Source organism: Dietzia sp. WMMA184 (assembly GCF_002441635.1).
Lineage (GTDB): Bacteria > Actinomycetota > Actinomycetes > Mycobacteriales > Mycobacteriaceae > Dietzia > Dietzia kunjamensis.
In genome coordinates this window covers 1,524,899-1,551,021 of sequence record NZ_NXEI01000001.1, presented here as the reverse complement: position 1 = coordinate 1,551,021, position 26,123 = coordinate 1,524,899, and the positions used below count along the sequence as shown (strand labels likewise).

17 protein-coding genes, 4 tRNA genes, 3 rRNA genes and 1 pseudogene are annotated in these 26,123 nt (G+C 67.2%); 17 read left to right on the top strand and 8 right to left on the bottom strand.

The window, feature by feature from the left end:
* Positions 1 to 6: 6 nt before the first annotated feature.
* The 4 genes from CK206_RS07100 to CK206_RS07085 all read right to left on the bottom strand — a co-directional run bounded on the left by CK206_RS07100 (position 7) and on the right by CK206_RS07085 (position 2,946).
* Positions 7 to 696 carry an FABP family protein gene (locus tag CK206_RS07100; RefSeq protein WP_096905971.1) on the bottom strand — a complete coding sequence of 230 codons (690 nt, stop codon included), beginning with the start codon at positions 694 to 696 and terminating at the stop codon, positions 7 to 9.
* A gap of 119 nt (positions 697 to 815) precedes the next feature.
* Positions 816 to 1,316 carry a hypothetical protein gene (locus CK206_RS07095; RefSeq protein ID WP_096905970.1) on the bottom strand — a complete coding sequence of 167 codons (501 nt, stop codon included), beginning with the start codon at positions 1,314 to 1,316 and terminating at the stop codon, positions 816 to 818.
* Between the two features lie 48 nt (positions 1,317 to 1,364).
* Complete coding sequence (locus CK206_RS07090; RefSeq protein WP_096905969.1) at positions 1,365 to 2,195, bottom strand: sulfurtransferase; 831 nt, start codon at positions 2,193 to 2,195, stop codon at positions 1,365 to 1,367.
* Positions 2,196 to 2,205: 10 nt separating this feature from the next.
* Positions 2,206 to 2,946: a DUF2993 domain-containing protein gene (locus CK206_RS07085; protein WP_096905968.1), complete on the bottom strand. Its 741-nt coding sequence runs from the start codon at positions 2,944 to 2,946 to the stop codon at positions 2,206 to 2,208.
* 82 nt (positions 2,947 to 3,028) lie between these two features.
* On the opposite strand from CK206_RS07085, the gene CK206_RS07080 reads away from it, so the two are divergent.
* From CK206_RS07080 to pstB, 6 genes are all read left to right on the top strand, one after another.
* Positions 3,029 to 3,718 (top strand): response regulator transcription factor, encoded by a 690-nt coding sequence (locus CK206_RS07080; protein ID WP_067712021.1) that lies wholly within the window; start codon positions 3,029 to 3,031, stop codon positions 3,716 to 3,718.
* The gene (gene mshD / locus CK206_RS07075; RefSeq protein WP_096905967.1) at positions 3,715 to 4,686 is read left to right on the top strand and encodes a mycothiol synthase; all 972 of its coding nucleotides are present in this window, start codon (positions 3,715 to 3,717) and stop codon (positions 4,684 to 4,686) included. The genes CK206_RS07080 and mshD overlap by 4 nt, the downstream gene beginning before the upstream one ends.
* A gap of 253 nt (positions 4,687 to 4,939) precedes the next feature.
* Positions 4,940 to 6,046, top strand: coding sequence for a phosphate ABC transporter substrate-binding protein PstS (gene pstS, locus CK206_RS07070; protein WP_096905966.1), 1,107 nt, complete (start codon positions 4,940 to 4,942; stop codon positions 6,044 to 6,046).
* Positions 6,047 to 6,123: 77 nt separating this feature from the next.
* Complete coding sequence (gene pstC, locus CK206_RS07065) at positions 6,124 to 7,176, top strand: phosphate ABC transporter permease subunit PstC (protein WP_082923668.1); 1,053 nt, start codon at positions 6,124 to 6,126, stop codon at positions 7,174 to 7,176.
* Complete coding sequence (pstA, locus tag CK206_RS07060; protein ID WP_067712026.1) at positions 7,176 to 8,090, top strand: phosphate ABC transporter permease PstA; 915 nt, start codon at positions 7,176 to 7,178, stop codon at positions 8,088 to 8,090. Before pstC ends, pstA begins: the two co-directional genes overlap by 1 nt.
* A gap of 16 nt (positions 8,091 to 8,106) precedes the next feature.
* Positions 8,107 to 8,883 (top strand): phosphate ABC transporter ATP-binding protein PstB, encoded by a 777-nt coding sequence (gene pstB / locus CK206_RS07055; RefSeq protein WP_067712029.1) that lies wholly within the window; start codon positions 8,107 to 8,109, stop codon positions 8,881 to 8,883.
* A gap of 95 nt (positions 8,884 to 8,978) precedes the next feature.
* Here the strand turns inward: pstB and phoU are convergent, their stop codons facing one another.
* From phoU to CK206_RS07040, 3 genes are all read right to left on the bottom strand, one after another.
* Positions 8,979 to 9,761 carry a phosphate signaling complex protein PhoU gene (phoU, locus tag CK206_RS07050; RefSeq protein ID WP_067712032.1) on the bottom strand — a complete coding sequence of 261 codons (783 nt, stop codon included), beginning with the start codon at positions 9,759 to 9,761 and terminating at the stop codon, positions 8,979 to 8,981.
* A 77-nt stretch (positions 9,762 to 9,838) separates the two neighbouring features.
* Positions 9,839 to 11,017, bottom strand: coding sequence for a tRNA dihydrouridine synthase DusB (dusB, locus tag CK206_RS07045; protein WP_096905965.1), 1,179 nt, complete (start codon positions 11,015 to 11,017; stop codon positions 9,839 to 9,841).
* Positions 11,018 to 11,078: 61 nt separating this feature from the next.
* Positions 11,079 to 11,154: transfer RNA gene (locus CK206_RS07040), tRNA-Lys, on the bottom strand.
* A 103-nt stretch (positions 11,155 to 11,257) separates the two neighbouring features.
* Between CK206_RS07040 and CK206_RS07035 the strand changes: the two genes are divergently transcribed.
* The 7 genes and pseudogenes from CK206_RS07035 (at position 11,258) to CK206_RS07005 (ending at position 18,230) form a co-directional block, all read left to right on the top strand.
* A tRNA-Glu gene (locus tag CK206_RS07035) sits at positions 11,258 to 11,330 on the top strand.
* 163 nt (positions 11,331 to 11,493) lie between these two features.
* Positions 11,494 to 11,570 (top strand) — tRNA-Asp (locus tag CK206_RS07030).
* A 49-nt stretch (positions 11,571 to 11,619) separates the two neighbouring features.
* Positions 11,620 to 11,693: transfer RNA gene (locus CK206_RS07025), tRNA-Phe, on the top strand.
* An 87-nt stretch (positions 11,694 to 11,780) separates the two neighbouring features.
* Entirely contained in the window at positions 11,781 to 15,038 is a 3,258-nt protein-coding gene (locus CK206_RS07020; RefSeq protein ID WP_096907335.1) for an arabinosyltransferase domain-containing protein, read from the top strand.
* Positions 15,039 to 15,123: 85 nt separating this feature from the next.
* The gene (locus CK206_RS07015; RefSeq protein WP_096905964.1) at positions 15,124 to 15,909 is read left to right on the top strand and encodes an enoyl-CoA hydratase; all 786 of its coding nucleotides are present in this window, start codon (positions 15,124 to 15,126) and stop codon (positions 15,907 to 15,909) included.
* Positions 15,897 to 17,162, top strand: a complete 1,266-nt coding sequence (locus tag CK206_RS07010) for a GTP-binding protein (RefSeq protein ID WP_096905963.1) — start codon at positions 15,897 to 15,899, stop codon at positions 17,160 to 17,162. Before CK206_RS07015 ends, CK206_RS07010 begins: the two co-directional genes overlap by 13 nt.
* A 182-nt stretch (positions 17,163 to 17,344) precedes the next feature.
* Positions 17,345 to 18,230, top strand: a pseudogene (locus tag CK206_RS07005) (LuxR C-terminal-related transcriptional regulator).
* A gap of 59 nt (positions 18,231 to 18,289) precedes the next feature.
* Here the strand turns inward: CK206_RS07005 and CK206_RS07000 are convergent.
* Complete coding sequence (locus CK206_RS07000; RefSeq protein ID WP_096905962.1) at positions 18,290 to 18,865, bottom strand: cob(I)yrinic acid a,c-diamide adenosyltransferase; 576 nt, start codon at positions 18,863 to 18,865, stop codon at positions 18,290 to 18,292.
* A 72-nt stretch (positions 18,866 to 18,937) separates the two neighbouring features.
* Between CK206_RS07000 and murA the strand changes: the two genes are divergently transcribed.
* The 4 genes from murA to rrf all read left to right on the top strand — a co-directional run bounded on the left by murA (position 18,938) and on the right by rrf (position 25,836).
* Positions 18,938 to 20,221: a UDP-N-acetylglucosamine 1-carboxyvinyltransferase gene (murA, locus tag CK206_RS06995; RefSeq protein ID WP_096905961.1), complete on the top strand. Its 1,284-nt coding sequence runs from the start codon at positions 18,938 to 18,940 to the stop codon at positions 20,219 to 20,221.
* Between the two features lie 452 nt (positions 20,222 to 20,673).
* A 16S ribosomal RNA gene (locus CK206_RS06990) occupies positions 20,674 to 22,190 on the top strand.
* A 341-nt stretch (positions 22,191 to 22,531) separates the two neighbouring features.
* Positions 22,532 to 25,627, top strand: a 23S ribosomal RNA gene (locus CK206_RS06985).
* A gap of 92 nt (positions 25,628 to 25,719) precedes the next feature.
* Positions 25,720 to 25,836 (top strand): 5S ribosomal RNA (gene rrf / locus CK206_RS06980).
* Together the 16S, 23S and 5S rRNA genes form the textbook arrangement of a ribosomal RNA operon.
* Positions 25,837 to 26,123: the final 287 nt, after the last annotated feature.

The following is a 26,123-nucleotide window of genomic DNA, read 5'->3' as shown; positions in this document are numbered from 1 at the left end:
GAACCGCTAGCCGGCTATCCGACGCAGTCGCGCGGACATGTGGGGCACCAGGCCCCGCTCCGGGTGGACGCGCTCCTCGACCCAGCCCAGGTCGCCACCCTCGACGATCCCGTAGATGCGCTTGGCGCCGCCACGCTTGGGTCCGGTGGGGGACGCGAGGACCACGTCGGTGGTCATCTCCCAGGCCGACTGGCTGATCGGTGCGCCGTAGTACATCTCGATCACGCCGGACGCGTGGGCCACGAGGAACTCGAGCTGGTCATCCGCGGAGATCCGCCAGAATCCCGTCTCCCGGTAGGCCGCATCGTCCACGGCGCCGCCGGCGTCGAAGGTCCAGGCGCGGGAGGTCCAGGTCAGGTAGTTCTCGCCGTCGTGGGCGACGATGAGTTGTTGGCCGAACCGGTGCTGGCCGCGGTCCTCGGTGTCGGCCTCGCCCTCACCCTCCCAGACGCCCACGAGCGGCAGCAGGGCCAGCAGACCCGGGTGCAGGTCGGGGCCGAACCGCAGGTTGGCGGTGTCCTCGGGGACCGGGAGCTCGGAGAACGGGGCGATGTTGCGGCGGGCGGTCTGCTCCGATCGCTCCGCCGCCGCGTCGACGGCCGCGTTTCCGGACCCGCGCACGACCGAACCGCCGCCTCCCCCGGGAGGGGTGGGCGGCGTGGGGTCACCGGTGTTCGGCTGGTCGCGTTCCGTCACGACTCGTCGGTGACCGTGCGGTACACGATGTAGCAGGTGGCCCACAGGATGGCCAGCGTGCAGAGGACCAGGAGGATCTCGAAGAAGAGCACCATGGCCCAATCCTAACCCCGAGCCTCTCAACCGAGTGAGACGCGGGCCTCGATCGAGTGGATGAGGCAGTCCTCGGTGGGCACGACGAAGTCCTCGCTGACCCGCGCGGTGGCGCCCACGACGGTCGCCAGGGTGAAGTCCGCGTGCACCACGCCCTCGCGCCCCGGTGGGTCGACGGTGATGACGATGTCGCGCACCTCGCGGATCACCGAGTACTGCAGGTGCAGGTGGAGGTCCCACCGGAGCTGGTCCGCCCCGAACCCGGTCTTCAGGCCGTTCTCGCGACGGACACAGTCCTTCGCGAACGGCACACGGAACGCCGCGGCCGGGACCGTGAGAGCCGTGAGGTACATCCGAACGGCTGCCTCCCGCTCCTCGGGGGAGTAGGGGCCGGGGTGATCGGGCACGGCCGGGATCGCCCCACGGCGTTGATCGATTCCCACGAGGACGGTGGAGGCGACCGCGGCGCCGACGGCGACGACGGAGGCTCGCCCGGCCATACCGAGCGCACGCGACAGGAGAGACATGGGATCGAGATTAGCCAGTGCCGCCGGCCCACGGGGTGAACACGCGGCTCACCTCTCGACGGGGACTCCGATGAGGGAGCCGTACTCCACCCAGCTGCCGTCGTAGTTGACGACGTTCGGCTGATCGAGGAGCTCGTGGAGGACGAACCAGGTGTGGCTGGACCGCTCGCCGATCCGGCAGTACGTGACGACGCGCTGCCCGGGGGTCCCGAGGAGGTCGGCGTAGATCTCGCGGAGCTCGGCGTCGGACCGGAACGTGCCGTCACGGGTGACCGCCCGGTTCCACGGGATGCTCACCGCGCCGGGGATGTGACCGCGCTGCCGGCCGCCCTCCTGGGGCAGACCGGCCGGGGCGGCGAGTCGGCCGGTGAACTCGTCGACTGACCGCACGTCGACGAGTGCGTCACTGCCGAGGCCCGAGAGCACGTCCTCGCGGAACGCCCGGATCGACAGGTCCTGGGGCTCGGCGACGTACTCGGTCGCCGGCCGCTGCGGCAGCTCGGTCTCCAGTGGCAGGCCGTCCCGCTCCCAGCGCATACGGCCCCCGTCGAGGAGACGGACGTCGGGGTGCCCGTACAGCCGGAGGTACCAATAGGCATAGGCGGCGAACCAGTTGTGGTTACCGCCGTAGACCACCACGGTGTGCTCGCGGGTGATGCCCCGACCGGACAGGAGTTCGCCGAACCGCTCACGGTCGACGAGATCGCGCGTGTACTCCTGCTGGAGTTCGGTTCGCCAGTTCAGCGCGACAGCACCGGGGATGTGTCCGTCGGAGTGGTAGGCCGTCACGTCCTCGTCGACCTCGAGGAAGACCACCGAGTCGTCGGCCAGGCGCGAGGAGGCCCAGCGGGTGCTGACCAGTACATCGTCGCGACTCATGGGCCCGAGTCTAGAGGTCCGTCCGTGCGAGGCCGTCGAGCGGCGCGGTGCCGGGCCCGCCCTCACCGGCGGCGGTGATGGTGCCGCCCGTGATGCTGAGGGTCTCGACCGCCACGCCCAGCGGGAGGACGTCCGGTTCCAACGTCAGTGCCGTGCGGCGCAGGGCCAGCTCGCCGTCGCCGTCGGGGAACCCCGCCGGCCCGGTCGCGGGTGCCACGGGGACGAGCCGTGCGCCGAGGTCGTCGACGACGAGGTCGACGAACGCCGAGACGCGGACGTCGGATCCCTCGAGTGTCCCGGTGACCCGGGCCCGGGTCTCGGTACCCCCGGCGAGGCTCGGGTCGTCGGCCGCGCCGACCAGCACGTCCCGCATCCCCAGGGCCGGGCCGAGCGAGGCCCCGGTGATCTGTACAGAGACCGTCACCTCCCCGGCGGTCAGCGGACCGGGCGGGTCCTCCGGCACGGAGACGTCGGTGGCCACGGCCTCCACCGCGACCGGCCCGAGCCCGGGCCGGTCGACCCCTTCGACCCGGATCGTCGCCGAGACGAGGGTGTCCGGGCCGGACCACCGCGACCCCGGCGTGCCGCCGATCGTCACCGAGGGGGGCCCGGCACCAGTGTTCCCCGGGTCGATCCGACCGGACAGGTCGGCCTCGATCCGTGAGGCGGACACCGTCTCCACCGTGAAGGCGCTGCCGGCCACGACGGCCACGGCGACAGCCGCGATGACGACGGGGCGGGGGAGTCTCATGGCATTCAGGTGTACTCCAATCCCCGTTTCGGGGGTGCGGGTCGCTAGTATCGTCTCGGCCCCCGGACGGAGAGGAAGCGACATGGACGTAGTGCTCCTCGCCGCTGAAGCAGACCCGGAGGCGGTCATCCCCGCGCTGCCTCTCCTCCCGCACTCGGTGCGTGTACTCCCGCCGCTGGCGTCCTCGCTGGGGGATCTCTCCGGTGCGGCACTCGCCCTGGTCGACGCGCGGAGTGATCTCGCGGCGTCGCGGGCACTGTGCAGGCTGCTGTCCGGTGGCGGGGACCTCGCCGTCATCGCCGTCGTCTCCGAGGGGGGACTGATCGCCGTCAGCGGGGACTGGGGCCTCGACGACATCCTCCTGCCGACCACCGGGCCGGCGGAGGTGGACGCCCGGTTCCGCCTCGCCGCCGCGCGGCACTCGTCCCAGGGCGAGGCGGACGGTGGCCTCCTCACGGTCGGCGAGTTGGTCATCGACGAGGAGACCTACGTCGCCCGCGTCAAGGGGCGCCCCCTGGATCTGACCTACAAGGAGTTCGAGCTCCTCAAGCACCTGTGCCAGCATCCCGGCCGGGTCTTCTCCCGCGCGCAGCTGCTCCAGGAGGTGTGGGGTTACGACTTCTTCGGTGGAACCCGGACCGTCGACGTCCACGTCCGGCGACTGCGCGCCAAGCTCGGTCCCGATCACGAGTCGCTGATCGGCACCGTCCGTAACGTCGGGTACAAAGCGGTCCGGCCGTCGGATCGCAGGGAGGACGGAGGCGACGCATGACAGTCACCGAACGCGCACCGGACGCCGGTGCCGCCGACCGCATCGAGGCGATGGCACGGCAGGCGGGATCGGTCGACGGGGTCGCACCCCTCGGTGAGCAGCCCCTCCGGGCCCTCCGCGGGTCGGCCGACGGGGTTCGTCACTTCCTCGCGACCGACGCCGACTCGCCCGGTGCCGCCACGGGCGGGGGTGCCGTCGACCCCGTGATCGTCGGCTACGCCCAGCTCGTCGGCGCGGGGGACGAGGCCACGGCGGAACTGGTCGTGGACCCGTCGCACCGGCGCCGGGGACACGGCAACGCCCTCGTCCGCGCGGTCCTCGATGCCGAGCCCGGGGCCGCGGTGTGGGCGCACGGTGACCTGCCGTCCGCGCGGGCCCTGGCAGAGGACCTCGGGCTGGCGCGGACACGCGAACTGCTGAAGATGCGCCGGCGCGCCGCCGGAGGGCCTGCGCTGCCGGATCCGCACCCGTCCGGGGGGATCGAGACCGGCACCCTCGCCGAGGCCGCGTCGGAGGGCGGGTCGCGGTGGCCGGGGATGGACACCCGGGAGGAGTTCCTCCGCGTGAACAACGCCGCGTTCTCGTGGCATCCGGAACAGGGGGGCTGGACGCGAGAGCAGCTCGACGACCGGCTCGGCGTCGACTGGGTGGATCCCGGCGCGGTCTTCCTCGCCGTGGACGCCGCAGGCGAGAAGCCGCGGCTGGCCGGGTTCCACTGGACGAAGACCGTCGCCGAGCCCGGGGAGCCGGTCGAGGGCGAGGTCTACGTGGTCGCCGTGGACCCGTCTGACCAGGGCAGGGGCCTGGGCGGTCTGCTCACCGCCGTCGGGGTCGAGCACCTCGAGGGCCGGGCAGGGGCGGAATCGGTCGTCCTCTACGTGGAGGGCGACAACCTCCCGGCCATCCGCACCTACGAGAGGCTCGGTTTCGCCGTCGAGCACCGAGACGTGACGTACGCCTCACGCTGAATTCCGCGGCGGTCCGGAGACGAGATCTCAGGATCACCCCAGGTGGGGTACCGCGGGGGGAGGGACGGCTGTCCGGGTGAACAGCCCATGGCCAGGGAGTTCATCTCGGGTTCACCTACGTCCTCGGCGTTGTTCACGTCCGCACCCTAGGTTCTCTCCACGTCGGATCGGCGCGTCCCGGTCCGGCCCTGCGACCCAGTCGCCGACAACGTGACCCGGTGGAGGTCTCCACCGGATGAACCAAGGAGATTTTGTGGACCTCAAGCGCACCGGTGCCCTGCTCGGGCTGGCCGCCCTGACGACGGCCGGACTGGCCGCCTGCTCCGACGACAACGCGGGGACCAACGACACCGCCCAGAACGTCGCGGGCGTCGAGTGCGAGGGGAAGCCCAACCTCAATGCCTCGGGATCCTCGGCGCAGAACAACGCCATGACGATCTTCGCCAACTCCTACGCCACGAGTTGTGAGGGACAGACCATCGACTACAACTCCAACGGCTCCGGCGCCGGCGTGAAGGAGTTCATCGGTGGACAGACCGACTTCGGCGGTTCCGACTCGGCGCTGAAGGAGGACGAGTACCCCCAGGCCGAGCAGCGCTGTGAGAGCCCCGCGTGGAACCTTCCGGCGGTCTTCGGTCCGATCGCGGTGGCCTACAACCTCGACGGGGTCGAGCTCAGCCTGTCGGGCTCCACCATCGCCCAGATCTTCAACGGCGAGATCACCACGTGGAACGACCCGGCCATCGCCGCGGAGAACGAGGGAGTGGAGCTCCCCGAGCAGGACATCACCGTGATCTTCCGCTCCGACGAGTCGGGTACGACCGACAACTTCCAGAAGTACCTCGTGGCCGCGTCCGACGGCGCGTGGACCCAGGAGGCCGGCAAGACGTTCAACGGCGGCGTCGGCGAGGGCGCCAAGGGCAACGAGGGCGTCTCGGCCGCGATCGGCCAGACCCCGGGGACCATCACCTACACCGAGTGGTCCTACGCCAAGAACCAGGGCCTGTCGATGGCCAAGGTCATCACGCCGGCGGACGCCGAGGGCGTGGAGCTCAACGCCGAGACCGCGGGCACGACCATCGACTCCGCCAAGCTGCAGAACGAGGGGACCAACGACCTGGTGATCGACACCTCGTCCTTCTACGTCCCGGAGGCCGCGGGGGCCTACCCGATCCTCATGCCGACCTACGAGATCGTCTGCTCCGAGTACCCCGACGCCGAGACCGCTGCTGCGGTCAAGGCCTTCCTGAACGTCGCCGTCTCCGAGTCCGTGCAGGGTGAGCTCGAGGGCGAGGGTTACATTCCGGTTCCCGACGCCTTCCGTGGCAAGCTGACTGACGCGATCGACGCGATCAAGTGATAGCCCGGTCGCTGTCCCCGTCCGCGGACGGGGACAGCGACCGACCTCATACAGACCCCCGGAAGACTGAAGGTCCCATGACTGTGCACGACTCCGTCGAACGAGACGTCGACAAGACCGCCGGCCGCCGCGGTGAATGGTCGGAGGACGACCACCCGGGGGCCGGGGGCCGGGGAGACGGCCCACGGGGCCTGCTCACCAACGGGTCGTCCCGGAATATCGACTCCGTCTTCCGGTCGGTCACGGTCGCGGCGGGCGCGATCATCGTCGGGCTCATCGCGCTGATCGGCATCGTGCTGGTCCTCCAGGCGGTGCCCTCCATCCTCCAGGACCAGGTCAACTTCTTCACCAGTTCCGAGTGGAACACGACCGATCCCGACAACCTGAGGTTCGGCATCCTCGACCTGTTGAAGGTCACGGTCCTGAGCTCGGTCTTCGCACTGCTGCTCGCGGTGCCCGTCGCGATCGGGATCGCGACGTTCCTCGTCCAGTACGCGCCACCCCGGATCTCCCGGGCGCTGTCGGCGATGATCGACCTGCTGGCGGCCGTCCCGTCGATCGTGTACGGGATGTGGGGACTCATCGTCCTCGGCCCGTGGATCACCCCCTTCGCCACCTGGCTCAACGAGAACCTGGGGTGGTTCTTCCTCTTCGCCGACGGGAACGTCTCGATCGCCGGAGGCGGGACCATCTTCACCGCGGGCATCGTGCTCGCGATCATGATCCTCCCGATCATCACCTCGATGTCCCGCGAGACGATCCGTCAGACCCCGTCGTTGCACCAAGAGGCCGCTCTGGCACTCGGCGCGACGAAGTGGGAGAAGATCCGGATGACGTGCTTCCCCTACGCCAAATCGGGCATGATCGCCGGGTCGATGCTCGCCCTCGGCAGAGCGCTCGGTGAGACGGTGGCGGTGCTCATCATCCTCCGTGCCTCGAGCTCGGCCAGCGGCCTCTCCCTGTTCGACGGGGGCTTCACGTTCGCGTCCAAGATCGCTTCCGGGTCCGCGGAGTTCAACAACCCGATGTCGACCGGGGCCTACATCGCCGCCGGGCTCGTGCTCTTCCTCCTCACGTTCATCGTCAATCTCATCGCGCGCTCGGTGTCCGGTGGAAAGGTCAACGGCTGATGTCCCAGGTAACCCCCGACCTCGCACGACCGGCCAAGCCGTCCGAGACCTTCCTCCCCGTCTCCGGTGGGCGGAAGGCGAAGAACTCCGTGGCGACGGTCGTGTTCACCCTGTCGTTCATCGTCGCGGTGATCCCGTTGATCGCGCTGCTCTACAAGGTGGTCTCCGCGGGGGCCGAGGCGATCATCAACCCGAACTGGTGGACGAACTCGCTCTTCCTGGTATCGCCGTCGTCGCTCGCCGGCGGCGTCGGTCACGCCATCTACGGCAGCCTCGTCCAGGCGCTCATCGCGGCCGTCATCTCGATCCCACTGGGTATCGCCGCCGGCATCATGCTCGTGGAGTATCCCGACTCCACGCTGGCGCGACCCACCACCCTCATGGTCGACGTCCTCGCCGGCGTCCCCTCGGTGGTCGCGGCGATCTTCATCTTCGGCATCTGGATCACGATGCTGCAGTTCGAGTTGAGCGCCTTCGCTGTGGGACTCGCGTTGGTCCTGCTCATGATCCCGCTGATCGTCCGCTCCACCGAGGAGATGCTCAAGCTCGTCCCGGATGAGTTGCGTGAAGCCTCGTACGCGTTGGGGGTGCCCAAGTGGAAGACCATCACCAGCGTGGTCATCCCCACCGCGCTGTCGGGGATGATCTCGGGCATCTTCCTGGCGCTCGCCCGGGTGATGGGGGAGACCGCGCCCGTGCTGATCCTGGTGGGGTACACCGCGAGCTACAACTACGACCTCTTCCAGGGCAACATGGCCTCGCTGCCACTGCTGATCTACAACCAGCTGTCCAACCCCAACGACGCCGGTCAGTACCGCATCTGGGGCGCGGCCCTCACGCTCATCCTCATCATCGCGCTCGCGAACGTTCTCGCGGCGTTCGCTTCCAAGGCGCTCGCGCCGAAGACCAAGTAAGGACACATCGGTTCAGATGGCAAAGCGACTCGACCTCGAGAACGTCGATATCTTCTACGGTGACTTCCACGCGGTGAAGGACGTCGACCTCCACGTCCCGCCCCGGTCCGTGACCGCGTTCATCGGCCCTTCCGGATGTGGCAAGTCCACCGTCCTGCGCTCCCTCAACCGGATGCACGAGGAGATCGCCGGGGCCTACGTCAAGGGCTCCATCAAGCTCGACGGTGTGGACATCTACGACAAGAAGATCGACCCCGTCGCCGTCCGGCGGACCATCGGGATGGTCTTCCAGCGCCCCAACCCGTTCCCCACGATGTCGATCAAGGAGAACGTGGTCGCGGGGCTCAGGCTCCAGGGCGTCAAGAACAAGAAGACCCTCGACGAGGTCGCCGAGAAGTCGCTGCGCGGTGCGAATCTCTGGAACGAGGTGAAGGACCGCCTCGACAAGCCCGGTGGTGGGCTCTCCGGCGGCCAGCAGCAGCGTCTGTGCATCGCCCGCGCGATCGCCATCGAGCCGCAGGTACTCCTGATGGATGAACCCTGTTCCGCGCTCGACCCGATCTCGACACTGGCCGTGGAGGACCTCATCGCCGAGCTCAAGAACGAGTTCACGATCGTGATCGTCACCCACAACATGCAGCAGGCCGCCCGCGTGTCCGATCAGACCGCGTTCTTCTCCCTCGAGGCCACCGGCATGCCGGGTCAACTGGTCGAGGTCAACTCCACGGAGAAGATCTTCTCCAACCCGGACAACAAGCAGACCGAGGACTACGTGTCCGGCCGTTTCGGCTGACCCGTCCCGGCGCTCACACGGACGTCACTGCCCCGGTACAGGCCTCGAGGCCGGCACCGGGGCAGTGACGTTCCCCCACGTCAGGTCGCGATGTGTCAAGAGTCCCCGGCGGTGCCGTCCCGGCCCGTGGCCTCGTGGCGGGCGATGCGCTCCTTGAAGGTCCGGTCCGTCTCGTTGAACTGGCGCACCAGTTCCTCGCTGGAGGGGGACGGGCGCTCGGGGTCGTCCTCGGGGACGGTGGCGTACTCGCCGGTCGCCAGGAAGATCACGCGCTGGGCGACCTCCACGGCGTGGTCGGCGAAGCGCTCGTAGTACCTGCCCAGGAGGGTGACGTCGACCGCGCAGGCGACGCCCCACTTCCACTCCCGGACGGTGAGCAGGGTGAACAGATGGCGCCGGAGGTCGTCGACGGCATCATCCTGCCGTGCCAGCGTGGCCGCCTGCTCGGCATCACGGTTGAGGAGGACCTCGGTGGCGGAGCGCCCCAGTGAGACCGCCACCCGGCCCATCTCGGCGAGGTAGCCGTTGACGGGCTCCGGCAGGACCGGCTCGGGATGGCGACGGCGGACGATCTTGGCGACGTGTCCGGCGAGGGTGCCCATCCGGACGAGGTCCTGCACGAGCTGGATCGACGTGACCACCTGTCGCAGGTCCCGCGCGACGGGCGCCTGGAGGGCGAGCAGGGCGAAACCCCGCTCCTCGTTCTCGGTCGCCAGCCTGGACATCTCCGTCGCGGACTCCAGGACCTTCTCCGCGGCGACGAGGTCGACCTGGAGCAGGGCGTGGGTCGCCAGCTCCATGTCATCGGTCGCGAGGGAGCACATCCGGGCCATGGACGTGGCCAGGCCCGCGAGTTCTTCGGAGTAGACAAGACGCATGTTGCCAGAATACGCGCATGTCAGGGCGGTCACCGCCGGTGCGGTGAACGACCGGTGAACATTCGTCCGCGGCGGGCTCAGCCGCCCGAGTTCTCGGCGTCCGCGCCCTCGAGCGCGGTGGCGTCGTCTTCCGGGTCATCGAGCCAGCCCTCGGGCAGCAGCACCTTGGAGGGGGAGCCCTGACGCCCCCGCGGTCCGTACCCGTCGGCCGGGAAGGGCTCGTCGGCGGGAAGGTTCGCGAGCAGCTCGGCCAGGTCGTCCAGGGTGCGGACGGCGGACAGGCCGACCCGTTTCTCCGATCCGGCCGGGAAGCCCCGGAGGTACCACGCGACGTGCTTGCGGATGTCGCGCATCCCCTTGTCCTCGCCGTGGTGCTGCGCGAGGAGTTCGCCGTGGCGGTACATGATGCGCGCGACCTCGCCCAGCGCGGGCGGGGTCGGCGCCTCACGACCGTCCAACCGTGCGGCCAGTTCGGAGAAGAGCCACGGACGGCCGAGGCAACCGCGGCCGATCACCACGCCCGCGCAGCCGGTCTGTTCACGCATCCGCACGGCGTCCTCGGCGGAGAAGATGTCGCCGTTCCCCAGCACCGGCACATCCGAGACCGCGCCGACGTGCTCGACGAGCCGGGAGATCTGCGACCAGTCCGCCTCCCCGGAGTACCGCTGGGCGGCCGTCCGTGCGTGGAGCGCGACGGCCTGCGCGCCCTCCTCGACGGCGATGCGGCCGGCGTCGAGATGGGTGTGGTGGGCGTCGTCGATGCCGACGCGCATCTTCACCGTCACCGGGATGTCGGTGCCCTCGGTGGCGCGGACCGCCGCGGCGACGATCGAGCGGAACAACCGGCGCTTGTAGGGGATGGCGGACCCGCCACCGCGTCTGGTGACCTTGGGCACGGGGCACCCGAAGTTGATGTCGATGTGATCGGCCAGGTCCTCGTCGACGATCATCTTGGCGGCCGCGTAGGTGTACTCGGCGTCGACCGTGTACAGCTGCAGACTGCGCGGCGACTCGTCCGGGGCGAAGGTGGCCATGTGCAGCGTCCCGGGCTGGCGTTCCACCAGGGCGCGGGCGGTGACCATCTCGCAGACGTACAGGCCGGACACCGAGCCCTGCTGGTCACGCTCGATCTCGCGGCAGAGCGTGCGGAACGCGACGTTGGTGACCCCGGCCATCGGCGCCAGGACGACGGGGGACGCGAGCTCCAGGGGGCCGATGCGCAGTGCGGGGGCCGCGGCGGCGGTGGGTGCGGACATGACCCCGATTCTCCCAGCGGGGCGCGAGCAGGTCCAATGGGCCCGCGCGCCGGGCGGTACATGGTGCCCCCAGTCGGGCTCGAACCGACGACCTGCGGATTAAAAGTCCGTAGCTCTACCAACTGAGCTATAGGGGCGACGGTCACGATACCGTCCTCGTGTGCGGTTGGTTTATCCGCCCGGTGGGCGGTGCCCTACACTGGACCCCGCTGCGGACCGGGGCACCCGGACGTGGCGTGGGCCCCCTTCGTTTAGCGGCCTAGGACACCGGCCTTTCACGCCGGCAGCGCGGGTTCGAATCCCGTAGGGGGTACACATGGTCGAGGTCCCGGTCACCGTCAGGTGGCCGGGACCTCGTGCATTCACGGCCCGCGTGCCTCTGTCGCGACCCTGACGTGCTCGGATACGGCTGGCAGGGGGCCGATTTGCGCAAAGGTCCGGCGGTCCACTAATGTTCTTTCTCGTGCGAAGAGCACGGCCCTGTGGCGCAGTTGGTTAGCGCGCCGCCCTGTCACGGCGGAGGTCGCGGGTTCGAGTCCCGTCAGGGTCGCCAGAGACATACCGGCGCATTCGGTGTTCACCGGGTGCGCCGGTGGTCTTAGGGCCAGGTAGCTCAGTTGGTACGAGCGTCCGCCTGAAAAGCGGAAGGTCGTCGGTTCGATCCCGACTCTGGCCACAACACCGACGAACGCGTCGGAGGGAACCCCCTCCGGCGCGTTCGTCGTTTCGGGGAACGTCCTCCCCTCGTTATAGCGTGGACGCCATGCCATCGACTGCCGCCGAGGTCCCTGACGTGCCGGAAAAGTCCCGTAGGGGACCTCGGTGGGGGATCGTCGCCGCCGTCAGCGGACTCGTCGGCATCCTGCTCGCGATCATCGTGCCGCTGCTGCCGGTCACGCAGACCACCTCCACCGTCAGCTGGCCCGAGGCGGGCACCCTCGAGCCGGTCACCGCGCCGCTCGTCGCGTACTACCCGCTCGACCTCACCGTCGAGGTGCCGTGCACGGCCGTCGGGCAGTTGCCCGACGGCCGCGAGGACGGCGTGCTGGTCTCGACCGCGCCCCGCGAGGCGGGGGAGAACGCGGCGGCCCGCGCGCTCATGGTGTCCGTGGCCGGCCCCGACGTGGAGGTCCGCAGCCGCAACGCGCTCGTCGCCTCCGCGCCCACCGACGCGGTCGCCGCGCCCGGCGCGTGCTCCACGATCCGCGTCACGGCCGACTCCGGCTCGATCGGTGCCGAGTTCGTCGGCCTGGAGATCGACGGGCAGGGCGTCGGGGGCCGGATCGACGCGGACCTCCGTCCACAGGTGGTCGGGGTGTTCACCGACCTGGAGGGCGCGGCACCGGAGGGCATGGCCGTCGACATCACGGTCGACTCGCGCTACACCACGCAGGCGACCGCCATCAAGCAGATCGCGATCGTCGTGGGCATCCTCGCGATCCTCGTGGCACTCGTCGAGTTGCACCGGCTCGACCTGCGGGACGGGCGGACCGCGCGACGCATCCTCCCACCGGGCTGGTGGAAACCGCGTCCGCTGGACCTGCTGGTCGTGGCGACGCTCCTGGTGTGGCACGTCATCGGGGCCAACACCGCCGACGACGGCTACATCCTCACCGAGGCGCGCGCTGCCGTCTCCAGCGGCTACATGCCCGAGGTGTTCCGCTACTACGGGGCCCCGTACGCGCCGTTCGGCATGCCGTACTACCTGTACACGGCGATGAGCGCCATCTCGCTGGGCAGTGTCTGGCTCCGACTGCCCGCGCTGCTGCTCGGCATCGCCTCGTGGATCCTGCTGTCCCGGGAGGTCATCCCCAGGCTCGGCATCGCCGCCCGCCGCGCCGCGGCCGTGCGGTGGAGCACCGCCGCGGTCTTCCTCGCGTTCTGGCTCACCTACAACAACGGCCTCCGGCCCGAACCGATCATCGCCTTCGGTGTCCTGGCCACCTGGGTCTCGCTCGAGCGGGCACTCGCGACCGGACGGCTGCTACCCGCGGCGACCGGGTTCATCATCGGTGGGCTCACCCTGTCCGCGGCACCCACGGGAACGTTCTGCATCGCGGTCATCATCGCCGCGTCCAGGCCACTACTGCTGCTCGTCATCCGGCGCGCGAAGCGCGACGGCTGGGTACCGACCGTCGCACCGCTGCTGGCCGCCGGACTGGGCGTGCTGCACCTCATCTTCCTCGACCAGCCGCTGGTCACCACGCTGCAGTCGTCGGCGCTGCTCGGGGACGTCGGCCCCTCGGGCAGCTGGTACGAGGAGGTGTGGCGCTACGAATGGCTGATGAACCCCACCCCGGACGGTTCGCTCGCCCGCCGGTTCGGGGTGCTCGCCATGCTCCTGTCCCTCATCACCTGTGCGGCGATCCTGTTCCGCAAGGGCCGGATCCCCGGCGTGTCCGTGGGACCCGCCCGCCGCATCGTCGGCCTGGCGGCCATCTCCCTCGCCTTCATGGCGCTCAACCCCACCAAGTGGACCCACCACTTCGGCGCCTTCGCCACCATCGGCGCCGCACTGGCGGCGCTGGTGACGATGGCGGTCCTCCCGGCCGCGACCAGGTCACTGCGCAACCGCATGCTCTTCCTCGCCGGTGTCCTGTTCGTCCTGGCGCTGAGCTTCACCTCCACCAACGGCTGGTGGTACATCTCTATCTACGGCATCCCGTGGGGCGGCACCCAGCCCACCATCGCCGGGATCACCCTCTACTCGGTGTTCCTCGGGCTGATGCTCCTGGCGCTCCTCGCCGCCCTGGTCCTGCACTACCGGGAGCCGTTCATGACGCGCACCGGGCAGGAGCGGGACGGTGGCGACCGCGGCCCCCTGATCCGGTTCGCCCGTGAGGTCTCCCACGCCCCACTCGGGCTGGCCGCGGCCCTCGTCGTCGTCGTCATCGTCGCCTCCATGGCCGCGGCGGTCCGCAACCAGTACCCCGCGTACTCGGTGGGCCTGCAGAACCTCCGTGCGCTCTCCGGCGAGCCGTGCGGCATCGCCGATGTCGTGCTCGCCGAGCCCGACGCCAACGCTGGCCTGCTCGCCCCCGTCGGCGAGCCCCGGGATCAGCTCGAGGCCGGCGGCGAGGCGGTCGTGTTCGACCCCGACGGGATCCCGACCGACCTCACCGCCACGCAGGCGGCCGATACCGACACCCCCGGCACCGGCGAGGGCTCCGACACCACGTCGACCACCGCCGGCACCGAGGGCGGCGTGCGCATCGGGGAGGGCATCAACGGCAGCCACGCAGTCCTGCCGTTCGGACTCGACCCCGCCCGCGTGCCGGTCCTCGGCAGCCACCAGTCGGGCGCGCAGTTCAACGCGGAGACGACCACCGACTGGTACCGGCTCCCCGAGGGGGCGGGGGAGAACGGCCGGAAGGGGGAGAACCCGCTCGTCACGATCGGCGTGGCCGGGTCCTTCGCTCCCGACGCGGTGCTCGTCGAGTACTCCACCGGCGGCGGGGAGTTCGAGGTGGCGGGCTCGGTCCTGCCGATCGACATCGGGCCGGCTCCGTCCTGGCGCAACCTGCGAGTACCGACGGACACCCTGCCCGACGACGCCACGGCCATCCGGTTGGTCGTCCGCGACCTCGACCCGGACCCGTCGCGGTGGATCGCGTTCACCCCGCCGCGCATGCCGGAGCTGGTCACCATGCAGCAACTGGTCGGCGACTCGAGACCGGTGCTGCCGGACTGGGCGGTCGCGTTCCACACCCCGTGCCTGCGCCCGTTCGACGAGTACGCCGGCGTCCACGAACTTCCTGAGTACCGCGTCCTGCCCGATCGGGGACTGGCCGTGAGCTCCACCAACACGTGGCAGGCGTGGGACGGCGGTGGCCCCATCGGGTTCATCGAGTTGCTGCTCGAGGGCGAGACGGTGCCGACCTACCTCGAACACGACTGGGACCGCGACTGGGGATCGCTCGTGCGGTACACCCCGCTCGTGCCCGAGGCGCGCGAGGCGACCGTCACCCACGGCCAGGCCGTACGGTCGGGACTGTGGAACGGTGGGCCGCTCGCGCGGTGACCGGCTAGCATCGGCCCCGGAGCTTTTACAAGGACTTCCAAGTAATGGCGAACAGGCACCTGACGACGACAGACTGGAGACACGCATGTCCGTGACGGAGAAGCAGTTCGAGAACATCCTGGTCGAGCAGACCGACCGGGTCGCGACCATCACGCTCAACCGCCCCAAGGCGCTCAACGCGCTGTCCAGCGGCATGGAGAAGGAGGTCGTCGAGGCCGTCGAGGCGTTGGACGGCGATCCCGGGGTCGGGTGCATCGTCATCACCGGGTCGGAGAAGGCCTTCGCGGCCGGCGCCGACATCAAGGAGATGAAGGACAAGAACTACCCGGGCATCTACCTCGAGCGGTTCTTCCACGACTGGAAGCGCCTCACCGCCGCGCGCACGCCGATCATCGCCGCCGTGTCCGGTTTCGCCCTGGGCGGCGGCTGCGAGCTGGCGATGATGTGCGACATGATCATCGCCGGCGACAACGCCAAGTTCGGCCAGCCCGAGATCACCCTCGGCGTCATCCCCGGCATGGGCGGTTCGCAGCGCCTCACCCGTGCGGTGGGCAAGGCCAAGGCCATGGACCTGTGCCTGACCGGCCGCCAGATGGACGCCGACGAGGCCGAGCGCTCCGGCCTGGTCGCGCGCGTCGTCCCGGCGGCCGAGCTGCTCGACGAGACCATGAAGGTCGCCACCACGATCGCCTCCATGAGCAAGACCACGGCCGTCGTCGCCAAGCAGGCGGTCAACCGTTCCTTCGAGACCACCCTCGAGGAGGGCCTGCTCGCCGAGCAGAACGCCTTTTACGCGCTGTTCGCCACGGAGGACCAGACGGAGGGCATGTCCGCGTTCGCGGAGAAGCGGAAGCCCGAGTGGCGTCGCTGACCGACGGACTGAGGCACGGGCACCTCGCCGGGGGCGGTGGCGGGACGCACGACGCGCACCGCGCCCCCGGTGAGCCCCTGCCCGTGCTCGTCCTCACCGGGTACCTGGGCGCGGGCAAGACCACCCTGCTCAACCACCTGCTGTCCGGCGCGCCGGGGCTGCGCATCGCCGCGATCGTCAACGACTTCGGCGAGATCGACGTGGACGCCACCGCCGTCGCCGGGCGGGTGGACTCCATGGTCTCGCTCGCCAACGGCTGCGTGTGCTGCGAGGTCGACGCCGGTGAGCTCGGCGAGACCCTCACTCGGCTCGCGGGTCCCGAGCTGGGCCTGGACCTCGCGGTCATCGAGGCCAGTGGCCTGGCCGAGCCGCCCGTCCTGTCGCGGATGGTCCACGACGTGCCGCGGGACGTGGCGCGCCACGCGGGGATGGTCCAGGTGGTCGACGCCGAAGGTCTCGACGACGCCCTGACGCGTCACCCGCGACTCGCGTCGCACCTGGCAGAGGCGGACCTCGTCGTCGTCAACAAATGCGACCTCGTCACCCGCGAGCGGTTCGGTGAACTACGCGCGACGATCCGCACCCACGCCCCGCGCGTGGCCGTGCTCCCGGCGGTGCGCGCCGCGGTCCCGGCCGGGTTGCTCCTGGACATGGCCCCCGACGGCCCACCGACCGCCGCGCCCGCCGCGACGTCCGGCGGCAGCCACCGGCACGGCGAGCACGGACACGGCGAGCACGGACACGGTGACCACGGACACGGTGAGCACGGACACCACGAGCACGGACACCTGCATGACGGCTACACGGCTGTCACCGTGACGCCGGCCGGTCCCCTGCACCCGCGCCGCTTCCTCACCGCGGTCTCGGCGCCGCCGGCCGGCGCCTACCGCGCCAAGGGCACGTTGACCCTGGCAGGCGCGGACGGCCCCCGCCGCTACGAGGTGGCTCTGGTGGGCCGCCGGTTGGAGCTGCGCGCCGAGGGAGAGGGGCCGGAGGGTCTGGTGGTGATCGGCGTGGAGATGGACGACGACGAGGTGGTCCGCTTCCTCGACGAGGCCGTGCTGGACACCGGGGAGACGGTTGACGCCTCGGCCATGCTGGGCCTGCACCCGTACCTCGTCGGCGACCCGGACTCCAGCGACGTCGAGGAATGGATCTACGACGAACAGCGCACGGCGCCCGTCACCGGGGTCGCCGCGATGTTGGCCGATCCCGAGGATCCGGAGGCATTCGATCCAGCTTTCACCCCCTGACCGCTGCGCGGGGACGAAGCTGCGGCCGGTACCCCCGACGACCTGACGGCTCTCTCATGTTCTGGTTCGGCGTCACCCCGACCACGTGCGTATAGTGGCGCTGACGACGCCGAAGTGTCGCACCGGCAGGGGGGCCAACCCGCCCGCGGCGGGGGTGCTGCACGGACGAGGGAGGAGACCTCGTGGACGAGGACAACACCGGCCACGGCCCGAGCGGCGCCGGGGACGCCCAGCGACGCAAGCGTGACCTCGCCTCGGTGCGTAGCGCGATCGCGGCGCTGCGGGAGGCCACGGGGATCCCCGTGACGATCGGTGGTGTCGTCGGGGAGGGCCACACGTTGGTCCTGTCCGAGTCCCTCGGGATGCGGACCTCGGCGATGAAGGACCTCAAGGTCCACTACGGGGCCGGCGTGGGCGGTCGGGTCATGGCCACCGGCAAGCCGGTCGGCGTGGCGGACTACCCGCGGGCCGGGGTCATCACCCACGAGTACGACCTGCCGGTGCTCTCCGAGGGGCTGCGGTCGATGGCCGCGATCCCCGTCGTGGTGGGCAAGGACGTACGCGCGGTGATCTACGCCGGTGTCCACTCCTCGGTCCGGTTCGGCGAGAAGGTCCTCAACCAGATGGCGGCCACCGGCCCGTGCCCTGGAACAGGAGATCGCGGTCAACGACGCACTGGCGGCCCGCGGCGCCGCCCCGGTCGGGCCCGGCTCCGGCGAGGGCCGGTGGGACGACGTGCTGTCCAACGAGCGGATGCGCGAGACCCACGCCCGCCTGCGGATGCTCGCCTCACGCACCGAGGACCCGGACGTCCGCGTGGAGCTCGAACGCATCTGCGCCGAGATGGTCTCCCCGCCGCCCGAGATGCCCACCGCGCGGTTGTCCCGCCGCGAACTCGACGTGCTGGCGTGCGTCGCCCAGGGAAAGACCAACATCGAGACCGCCGCCGACATGGGCATCGGTGCCGAGACGGTGAAGAGCTACCTGCGGTCGGTGATGCGGAAACTCGACGCGCACACCCGGTTCGAGGCGGTCAACGCAGCGCGCCGCATGGGCGCGCTGCCCTGACCCGCACCGCTCCGGCCGGTCGCGGTCCGGTCAGCCGCGCTCCGTCCGCTGAGCTCCGGTCAGCCCCGCTCCCCGCCGGGCACCCACAGGACGTCGCCCTCCGGGTTCGCGACCCGGCCCAGGACGAACAGCAGATCCGACAGCCGGTTCAGGTACTTCGCCGGCAGGACCGAGGTCGTCTCCGGGTGCGCCTCGACGGCCGCCCATGCCGAACGCTCCGCCCGTCGGGTGACGGTGCGGGCGACGTGCAGGTACGCACCCCCCGGGGACCCGCCCGGCAGGATGAACGACGTCAGGTCCGGCACCTCGGCGTTGAACTGGTCGATCCAGCTCTCGAGGCGATCGATATAGGCCTGCTCGATGCGCAGCGGCGGGTACTTGGGGTCCTCGACCTCCGGCGTCGACAGGTCCGCGCCGGCGTCGAAGAGGTCGTTCTGCACGGTCCGCAGTACCGCGACGACACGGTCGTCCAGGCCTCCGAGCGTCACGGCCACGCCGATCGCCGCGTTGGCCTCGTCGCAGTCCGCGTACGCCACCAGTCGGGGATCGTTCTTGCTCACGCGCGAGAAATCGGAGAGGCCCGTGGACCCGTCGTCGCCGGTCCGGGTATAGATCTTGGTCAGGTGAACAGCCATGTCGGCCAACCTACGCTGCCGCGGGGCCGCGGCTGGAGCGGATCCCTCCCTCCTCTCGCCTAGGGTGGAACCGTGAGCGCTAATCCCACGTCCCGCGAGGAGAGCTTCCTCGTCCGCGGCGGTACCCGACTGTCCGGTGAGATCTCCGTATCAGGCGCCAAGAACAGCGTGCTCAAGCTGATGGCGGTGGCGCTCATGGCCGAGGGGCGGACGACGCTGACCAATTGCCCGACGATCTCCGACGTCCCCGCGATGGCTGATGTGCTGCGCCACCTCGGGTGCACGGTCGAGGTGTCCGGCGACACCGTCGTGATCGACACCCCGGCCGAGTTGGGGCACGTGGCCGATGACAAAGCGGCCCAGCGCCTGCGCGCATCGGTGTGCATCCTGGGACCACTGGTCGGCCGCCATCATCGCGCCGTGATCGCGATGCCCGGCGGAGACGCGATCGGAAGCCGTCCCCTCAACTGGCACCAGAACGGACTCAACCGGCTCGGCGCCCGCACCCGCATGGACCACGGCCGACTCGTCGCCGACGCGACCGAGCTCCGCGGCGCGAACTACGAGTTGAGTTTCCCGTCCGTCGGCGCGACCGAGACCTTCGTGACCGCGGCGGTCCTGGCGGAGGGCACCTCGGTTCTCAAGAACGCCGCGCGCGAGCCGGAGATCGTCGACATCTGCGACCTGCTCAACGAGATGGGGGCACAGATCAGCGGCGCGGGGACGAGCACGATCACCGTCCGCGGCGTCGATGAGTTGACGCCGGTCAGTCACCGGGTGGTCGGGGACCGGATCGTCGCGGCCACCTGGGCCATGGGTGCGGTGATGACCCGGGGCGACGTCACCGTCACCGGCATCGACCCCATGTTCATCCACGTGGTGCTGGAGAACCTGCGCGCGGTGGGTGCCGACGTCGAGACCGGGCCCGACTGGATCCGGGTCGCCCAGGAGGGCCGGCCGCGGGCCCGGGACATCCGGACCCTGCCCTTCCCCGGTTTCCCCACCGACCTCCAGCCGATGGCGATCGCACTCGCCTCCGTGTCCGAGGGGGTGTCGGTGGTGACCGAGAACCTCTTCGAGGCACGGTTCCGGTTCGTCGAGGAGATGGTCCGCATGGGCGTCACCGCCGAGACCGACGGTCACCACGCCAAGATCGTCGGCCGCGAACGCCTGGACTCCGCGACGGTCTGGGCGAGCGACATCCGCGCCGGGGCCGGGCTCGTGTTGGCCGGCATGTGCGCGGACGACGTCACCGAGGTCTGCGAGGTCTTCCACATCGACCGGGGATACTCCGACTTCGTCGGGAACGTCCGGTCCCTCGGCGGCGAGATCGAGCGAGTGCCCACCCATCGTTGAGGTCGACGGGGCGGAGATCGGGCACGCAACGCCGAAACCGCCTCTGACCAGGCGATTAGTACTTTCGCCGCGGCCCGTGTAACTTTATCGGAGCCGCCAGGGAGCGGGCCGGAGCCGAGAGGCGAGGGCTTGGTTCGGGTGGTGGGAAAGTGCGGGTGTCCGGTTCTCCTGGTTTGACTGGGGCGGGCGGGTCACCTACGCTGGAGAAGTTGCCCCGAGCGGGTGGCGGATCGCAGTGACTGCCCCGCGAGCTGGTTGTCTTCGGATGGCTGGTCAGTGGTGTGTGGGTGTTGTTTGAGAACTCAACAGTGTGTTTTGTTTGTGATAGTGCCAAATTTTTTGTTTGGTTGCGACCCTTTCACATCCCTGTCGTGGGGGTCGCGTTTTTGTTTGAACAGCCAGTTTTTGGTTTGTTTTTGCTTGGATTGTGCTTTTCGTAGTGCTGAGAAGCTTTTATGGAGAGTTTGATCCTGGCTCAGGACGAACGCTGGCGGCGTGCTTAACACATGCAAGTCGAACGGTAAGGCCCCTTCGGGGGTACACGAGTGGCGAACGGGTGAGTAACACGTGGGTAATCTGCCCTGCACTTCGGGATAAGCCTGGGAAACCGGGTCTAATACCGGATATGAACTCCTGCCGCATGGTGGGGGTTGGAAAGTTTTTCGGTGCAGGATGAGCCCGCGGCCTATCAGCTTGTTGGTGGGGTAATGGCCTACCAAGGCGACGACGGGTAGCCGGCCTGAGAGGGTGATCGGCCACACTGGGACTGAGACACGGCCCAGACTCCTACGGGAGGCAGCAGTGGGGAATATTGCACAATGGGCGAAAGCCTGATGCAGCGACGCCGCGTGGGGGATGACGGTCTTCGGATTGTAAACCCCTTTCAGTAGGGACGAAGCGCAAGTGACGGTACCTGCAGAAGAAGCACCGGCTAACTACGTGCCAGCAGCCGCGGTAATACGTAGGGTGCGAGCGTTGTCCGGAATTACTGGGCGTAAAGAGCTCGTAGGCGGTTTGTCACGTCGTCTGTGAAATCCCTCGGCTTAACCGGGGGCGTGCAGGCGATACGGGCAGACTTGAGTACTACAGGGGAGACTGGAATTCCTGGTGTAGCGGTGAAATGCGCAGATATCAGGAGGAACACCGGTGGCGAAGGCGGGTCTCTGGGTAGTAACTGACGCTGAGGAGCGAAAGCATGGGTAGCGAACAGGATTAGATACCCTGGTAGTCCATGCCGTAAACGGTGGGCGCTAGGTGTGGGGTCCTTCCACGGACTCCGTGCCGTAGCTAACGCATTAAGCGCCCCGCCTGGGGAGTACGGCCGCAAGGCTAAAACTCAAAGGAATTGACGGGGGCCCGCACAAGCGGCGGAGCATGTGGATTAATTCGATGCAACGCGAAGAACCTTACCTAGGCTTGACATATACAGGACGACGGCAGAGATGTCGTTTCCCTTGTGGCTTGTATACAGGTGGTGCATGGTTGTCGTCAGCTCGTGTCGTGAGATGTTGGGTTAAGTCCCGCAACGAGCGCAACCCCTGTCTCATGTTGCCAGCACGTGATGGTGGGGACTCGTGAGAGACTGCCGGGGTCAACTCGGAGGAAGGTGGGGATGACGTCAAATCATCATGCCCCTTATGTCTAGGGCTTCACACATGCTACAATGGCTAGTACAGAGGGCTGCGATACCGCGAGGTGGAGCGAATCCCTTAAAGCTGGTCTCAGTTCGGATTGGGGTCTGCAACTCGACCCCATGAAGTCGGAGTCGCTAGTAATCGCAGATCAGCAACGCTGCGGTGAATACGTTCCCGGGCCTTGTACACACCGCCCGTCACGTCATGAAAGTCGGTAACACCCGAAGCCGGTGGCCTAACCCTTGTGGAGGGAGCCGTCGAAGGTGGGATCGGCGATTGGGACGAAGTCGTAACAAGGTAGCCGTACCGGAAGGTGCGGCTGGATCACCTCCTTTCTAAGGAGCACTCACCACGCTTTGGTGTGGTCAGAGTTTGCGCAGGGTTCGCGTCCGAATGTGGCGCGCTCTGTGGCTCATTGGGTGGAACACTATCGCGTAGGACTCGCCTTGATCTTCGGGCGTCGGCTCAGGGCCGGCGTTCCGGGGGGAGCGTGGTCCGGACGAAACACACTGTTGGGTGTCTGAAACAACACCATCGGGCCTTCGGGTTTGGTTGTTTCTGATGGCACTGATTCCCGAGACATCTGATGCGCCATACGTGGCCGGGGTGTGGGTGGGGTTGGTGTGTGTTGTTTGAGAACTGCACAGTGGACGCGAGCATCTTTAATTGTTTGTGAATGTAAGTGTGTAAGAGCACACGGTGGATGCCTTGGCACCAAGAGCCGATGAAGGACGTAGTAGGCTGCGATAAGCCTCGGGGAGCTGCCAAACGAGCTGTGATCCGAGGGTGTCCGAATGGGGAAACCCAGCACGCGTGATGGCGTGTTACCCGCATCTGAATACATAGGGTGTGTGGAGGGAACGCGGGGAAGTGAAACATCTCAGTACCCGCAGGAAGAGAAAACAATAGTGATTCCGTCAGTAGCGGCGAGCGAACGCGGATCAGGCTAAACCGCATGCGTGTGATACCCGGCAGGGGTTGCGTGTGTGGTGTTGTGGGGCATGATGTCCCGGTTCTGCCGGACCGGGCGCTGATTGATCGCGGGTTAGGGGAACGACTTGGAAGGGTCGGCCGGAGAGGGTGAGAGTCCCGTACCTGAAAACCTTGCGGCGGGGCGATTTGTGTTCCCAAGTAGCAGCGGGCCCGTGAAATCTGCTGTGAATCTGCCGGGACCACCCGGTAAGCCTAAATACTTCTTGGTGACCGATAGCGGATTAGTACCGTGAGGGAATGGTGAAAAGTACCCCGGGAGGGGAGTGAAATAGTACCTGAAACCGTGTGCTTACAATCCGTCAGAGGCTCATAAGCTGATGGCGTGCCTTTTGAAGAATGAGCCTGCGAGTTAGTGGTATGTCGCGAGGTTAACCCGTGTGGGGAAGCCGTAGCGAAAGCGAGTCCTAATAGGGCGTTTCAGTGGCATGCTCTAGACCCGAAGCGGAGTGATCTACCCATGGCCAGTGTGAAGCGACGGTAAGACGTCGTGGAGGCGCGAACCCACTTAGGTTGAAAACTGAGGGGATGAGTTGTGGGTAGGGGTGAAAGGCCAATCAAACTCCGTGATAGCTGGTTCTCCCCGAAATGCATTTAGGTGCAGCGTCGCATGTTTCACCTCGGAGGTAGAGCTACTGGATGGCCGATGGGCCCTACAAGGTTACTGACGTCAGCCAAACTCCGAATGCCGAGGTGTGAGAGTGCGGCAGTGAGACTGTGGGGGATAAGCTTCATAGTCGAGAGGGAAACAGCCCAGATCGCCGGCTAAGGCCCCTAAGCGTGTACTAAGTGGAAAAGGATGTGGGATCGCTGAGACAGCCAGGAGGTTGGCTTAGAAGCAGCCACCCTTGAAAGAGTGCGTAATAGCTCACTGGTCAAGTGGTCCTGCGCCGACAATTTAGCGGGGCTCAAGTACACCGCCGAAGCCGCGGCATTCATACAATAACCTCCTCCGGGCAGGTGTATGGATGGGTAGGGGAGCGTCGTGTGGCCATAGAAGCGCCGGAGTGATCCAGGCGTGGAGGCCACACGAGTGAGAATGCAGGCATGAGTAGCGAATGACGAGTGAGAAACTCGTCCGCCGAATGATCAAGGGTTCCTGGGTCAAGCTAATCTGCCCAGGGTGAGTCGGGACCTAAGGCGAGGCCGACAGGCGTAGTCGATGGACAACGGGTTGATATTCCCGTACCCGTGTGTGCGCGCCCATGGTGAATCAGTGATACTAACCGCCCTGAACGTCCTAGAGCATCCTTCGGGATGACGTGGACCGGATGCGCGGGACCTGAACTGGTAGTAGCCAAGCGATGGGGTGACGCAGGAAGGTAGCTGGGCCAGTCAGTGGTTGTACTGGTGTAAGAGTGTAGGCCGTGACATAGGCAAATCCGTGTCACATCAAGGCTGAGACTTGATGCATACCCGTTGTGGGGAATTCAGTGATCCTATGCTGCCGAGAAAAGCCTCTAGTGAGTTCATACACGGCCCGTACCCCAAACCGACACAGGTGATCAGGTAGAGAATACCAAGGCGATCGAGAGAACTGTGGTTAAGGAACTCGGCAAAATGCCCCCGTAACTTCGGGAGAAGGGGGACCACGCCCGGTGACGATCCTTGCGATCTGAGCTGGGGGTGGTCGCAGAGACCAGAGAGAAGCGACTGTTTACTAAAAACACAGGTCCGTGCGAAGACGTAAGTCGATGTATACGGACTGACGCCTGCCCGGTGCTGGAAGGTTAAGAGGACCGGTTAGCCGCAAGGCGAAGCTGAGAATTTAAGCCCCAGTAAACGGCGGTGGTAACTATAACCATCCTAAGGTAGCGAAATTCCTTGTCGGGTAAGTTCCGACCTGCACGAATGGCGTAACGACTTCTCTGCTGTCTCGACCACAGACTCGGCGAAATTGCACTACGAGTAAAGATGCTCGTTACGCGCGGCAGGACGAAAAGACCCCGGGACCTTTACTATAGCTTGGTATTGGCGTTCGATTCGGTTTGTGTAGGATAGGTGGGAGACTGTGAAGCATGCACGCCAGTGTGTGTGGAGTCGTTGTTGAAATACCACTCTGATCGTATTGGACGTCTAACCTCGGCCCATGATCTGGGTTAGGGACAGTGCCTGGTGGGTAGTTTAACTGGGGCGGTTGCCTCCTAAAGAGTAACGGAGGCGCCCAAAGGTTCCCTCAGCCTGGATGGCAATCAGGTGTTGAGTGCAAGTGCACAAGGGAGCTTGACTGTGAGACTGACACGTCGAGCAGGGACGAAAGTCGGGACTAGTGATCCGGCACCGGCAAGTGGAAGCGGTGTCGCTCAACGGATAAAAGGTACCCCGGGGATAACAGGCTGATCTTCCCCAAGAGTCCATATCGACGGGATGGTTTGGCACCTCGATGTCGGCTCGTCGCATCCTGGGGCTGGAGTAGGTCCCAAGGGTTGGGCTGTTCGCCCATTAAAGCGGCACGCGAGCTGGGTTTAGAACGTCGTGAGACAGTTCGGTCTCTATCCGCCGCGCGCGTAAGAAACTTGAGGAAGGCTGTCCCTAGTACGAGAGGACCGGGACGGACGAACCTCTGGTGTGCCAGTTGTTCCACCAGGAGCATCGCTGGTTAGCTACGTTCGGAAGGGATAACCGCTGAAAGCATCTAAGCGGGAAGCCTGTTCCAAGATGAGGTTTCTCACCACCTTCGCGTGGTTAAGGCCCCCCACAGACCATGGGGTTGATAGGCCGGAACTGGAAGCGCAGCAATGCGTGCAGGTGACCGGTACTAATCGGCCGAGGGCTTACACACAAACAGCCCCTAAAGAATCGCAACGCGTCCACTGTGCAGTATCTGAAACAACACACCCACGCGGAAAACACGTGGGCCTTGTTTCACAGAGTTACGGCGGCCATAGCGGCAGGGAAACGCCCGGTCCCATTCCGAACCCGGAAGCTAAGCCTGCCAGCGCCGATGGTACTGCACTCGTGAGGGTGTGGGAGAGTAGGTCACCGCCGAACACAACTTCACACGAGAGCCCCGAATCACCCTCACCGGTGACTCGGGGCTCTCGTCATTTCACCCACACCAGGCCGGCCCGCACCAGGCCGGCCCGCACCAGGCCGACCCGGCCATCAGGCCAGCCGACCGCCGGCGGCACCCATCACCCGACGCGCCAACAACGAACCCCGCAACTGCTCCACACCCACCACCTCACCACCGGGACCCGACAACGGCACCCGCCAATTCGGATACTCATCCGACGTCCCCGGAACATTCACCGGGTTCGCCTATAGGCGGATGGGCA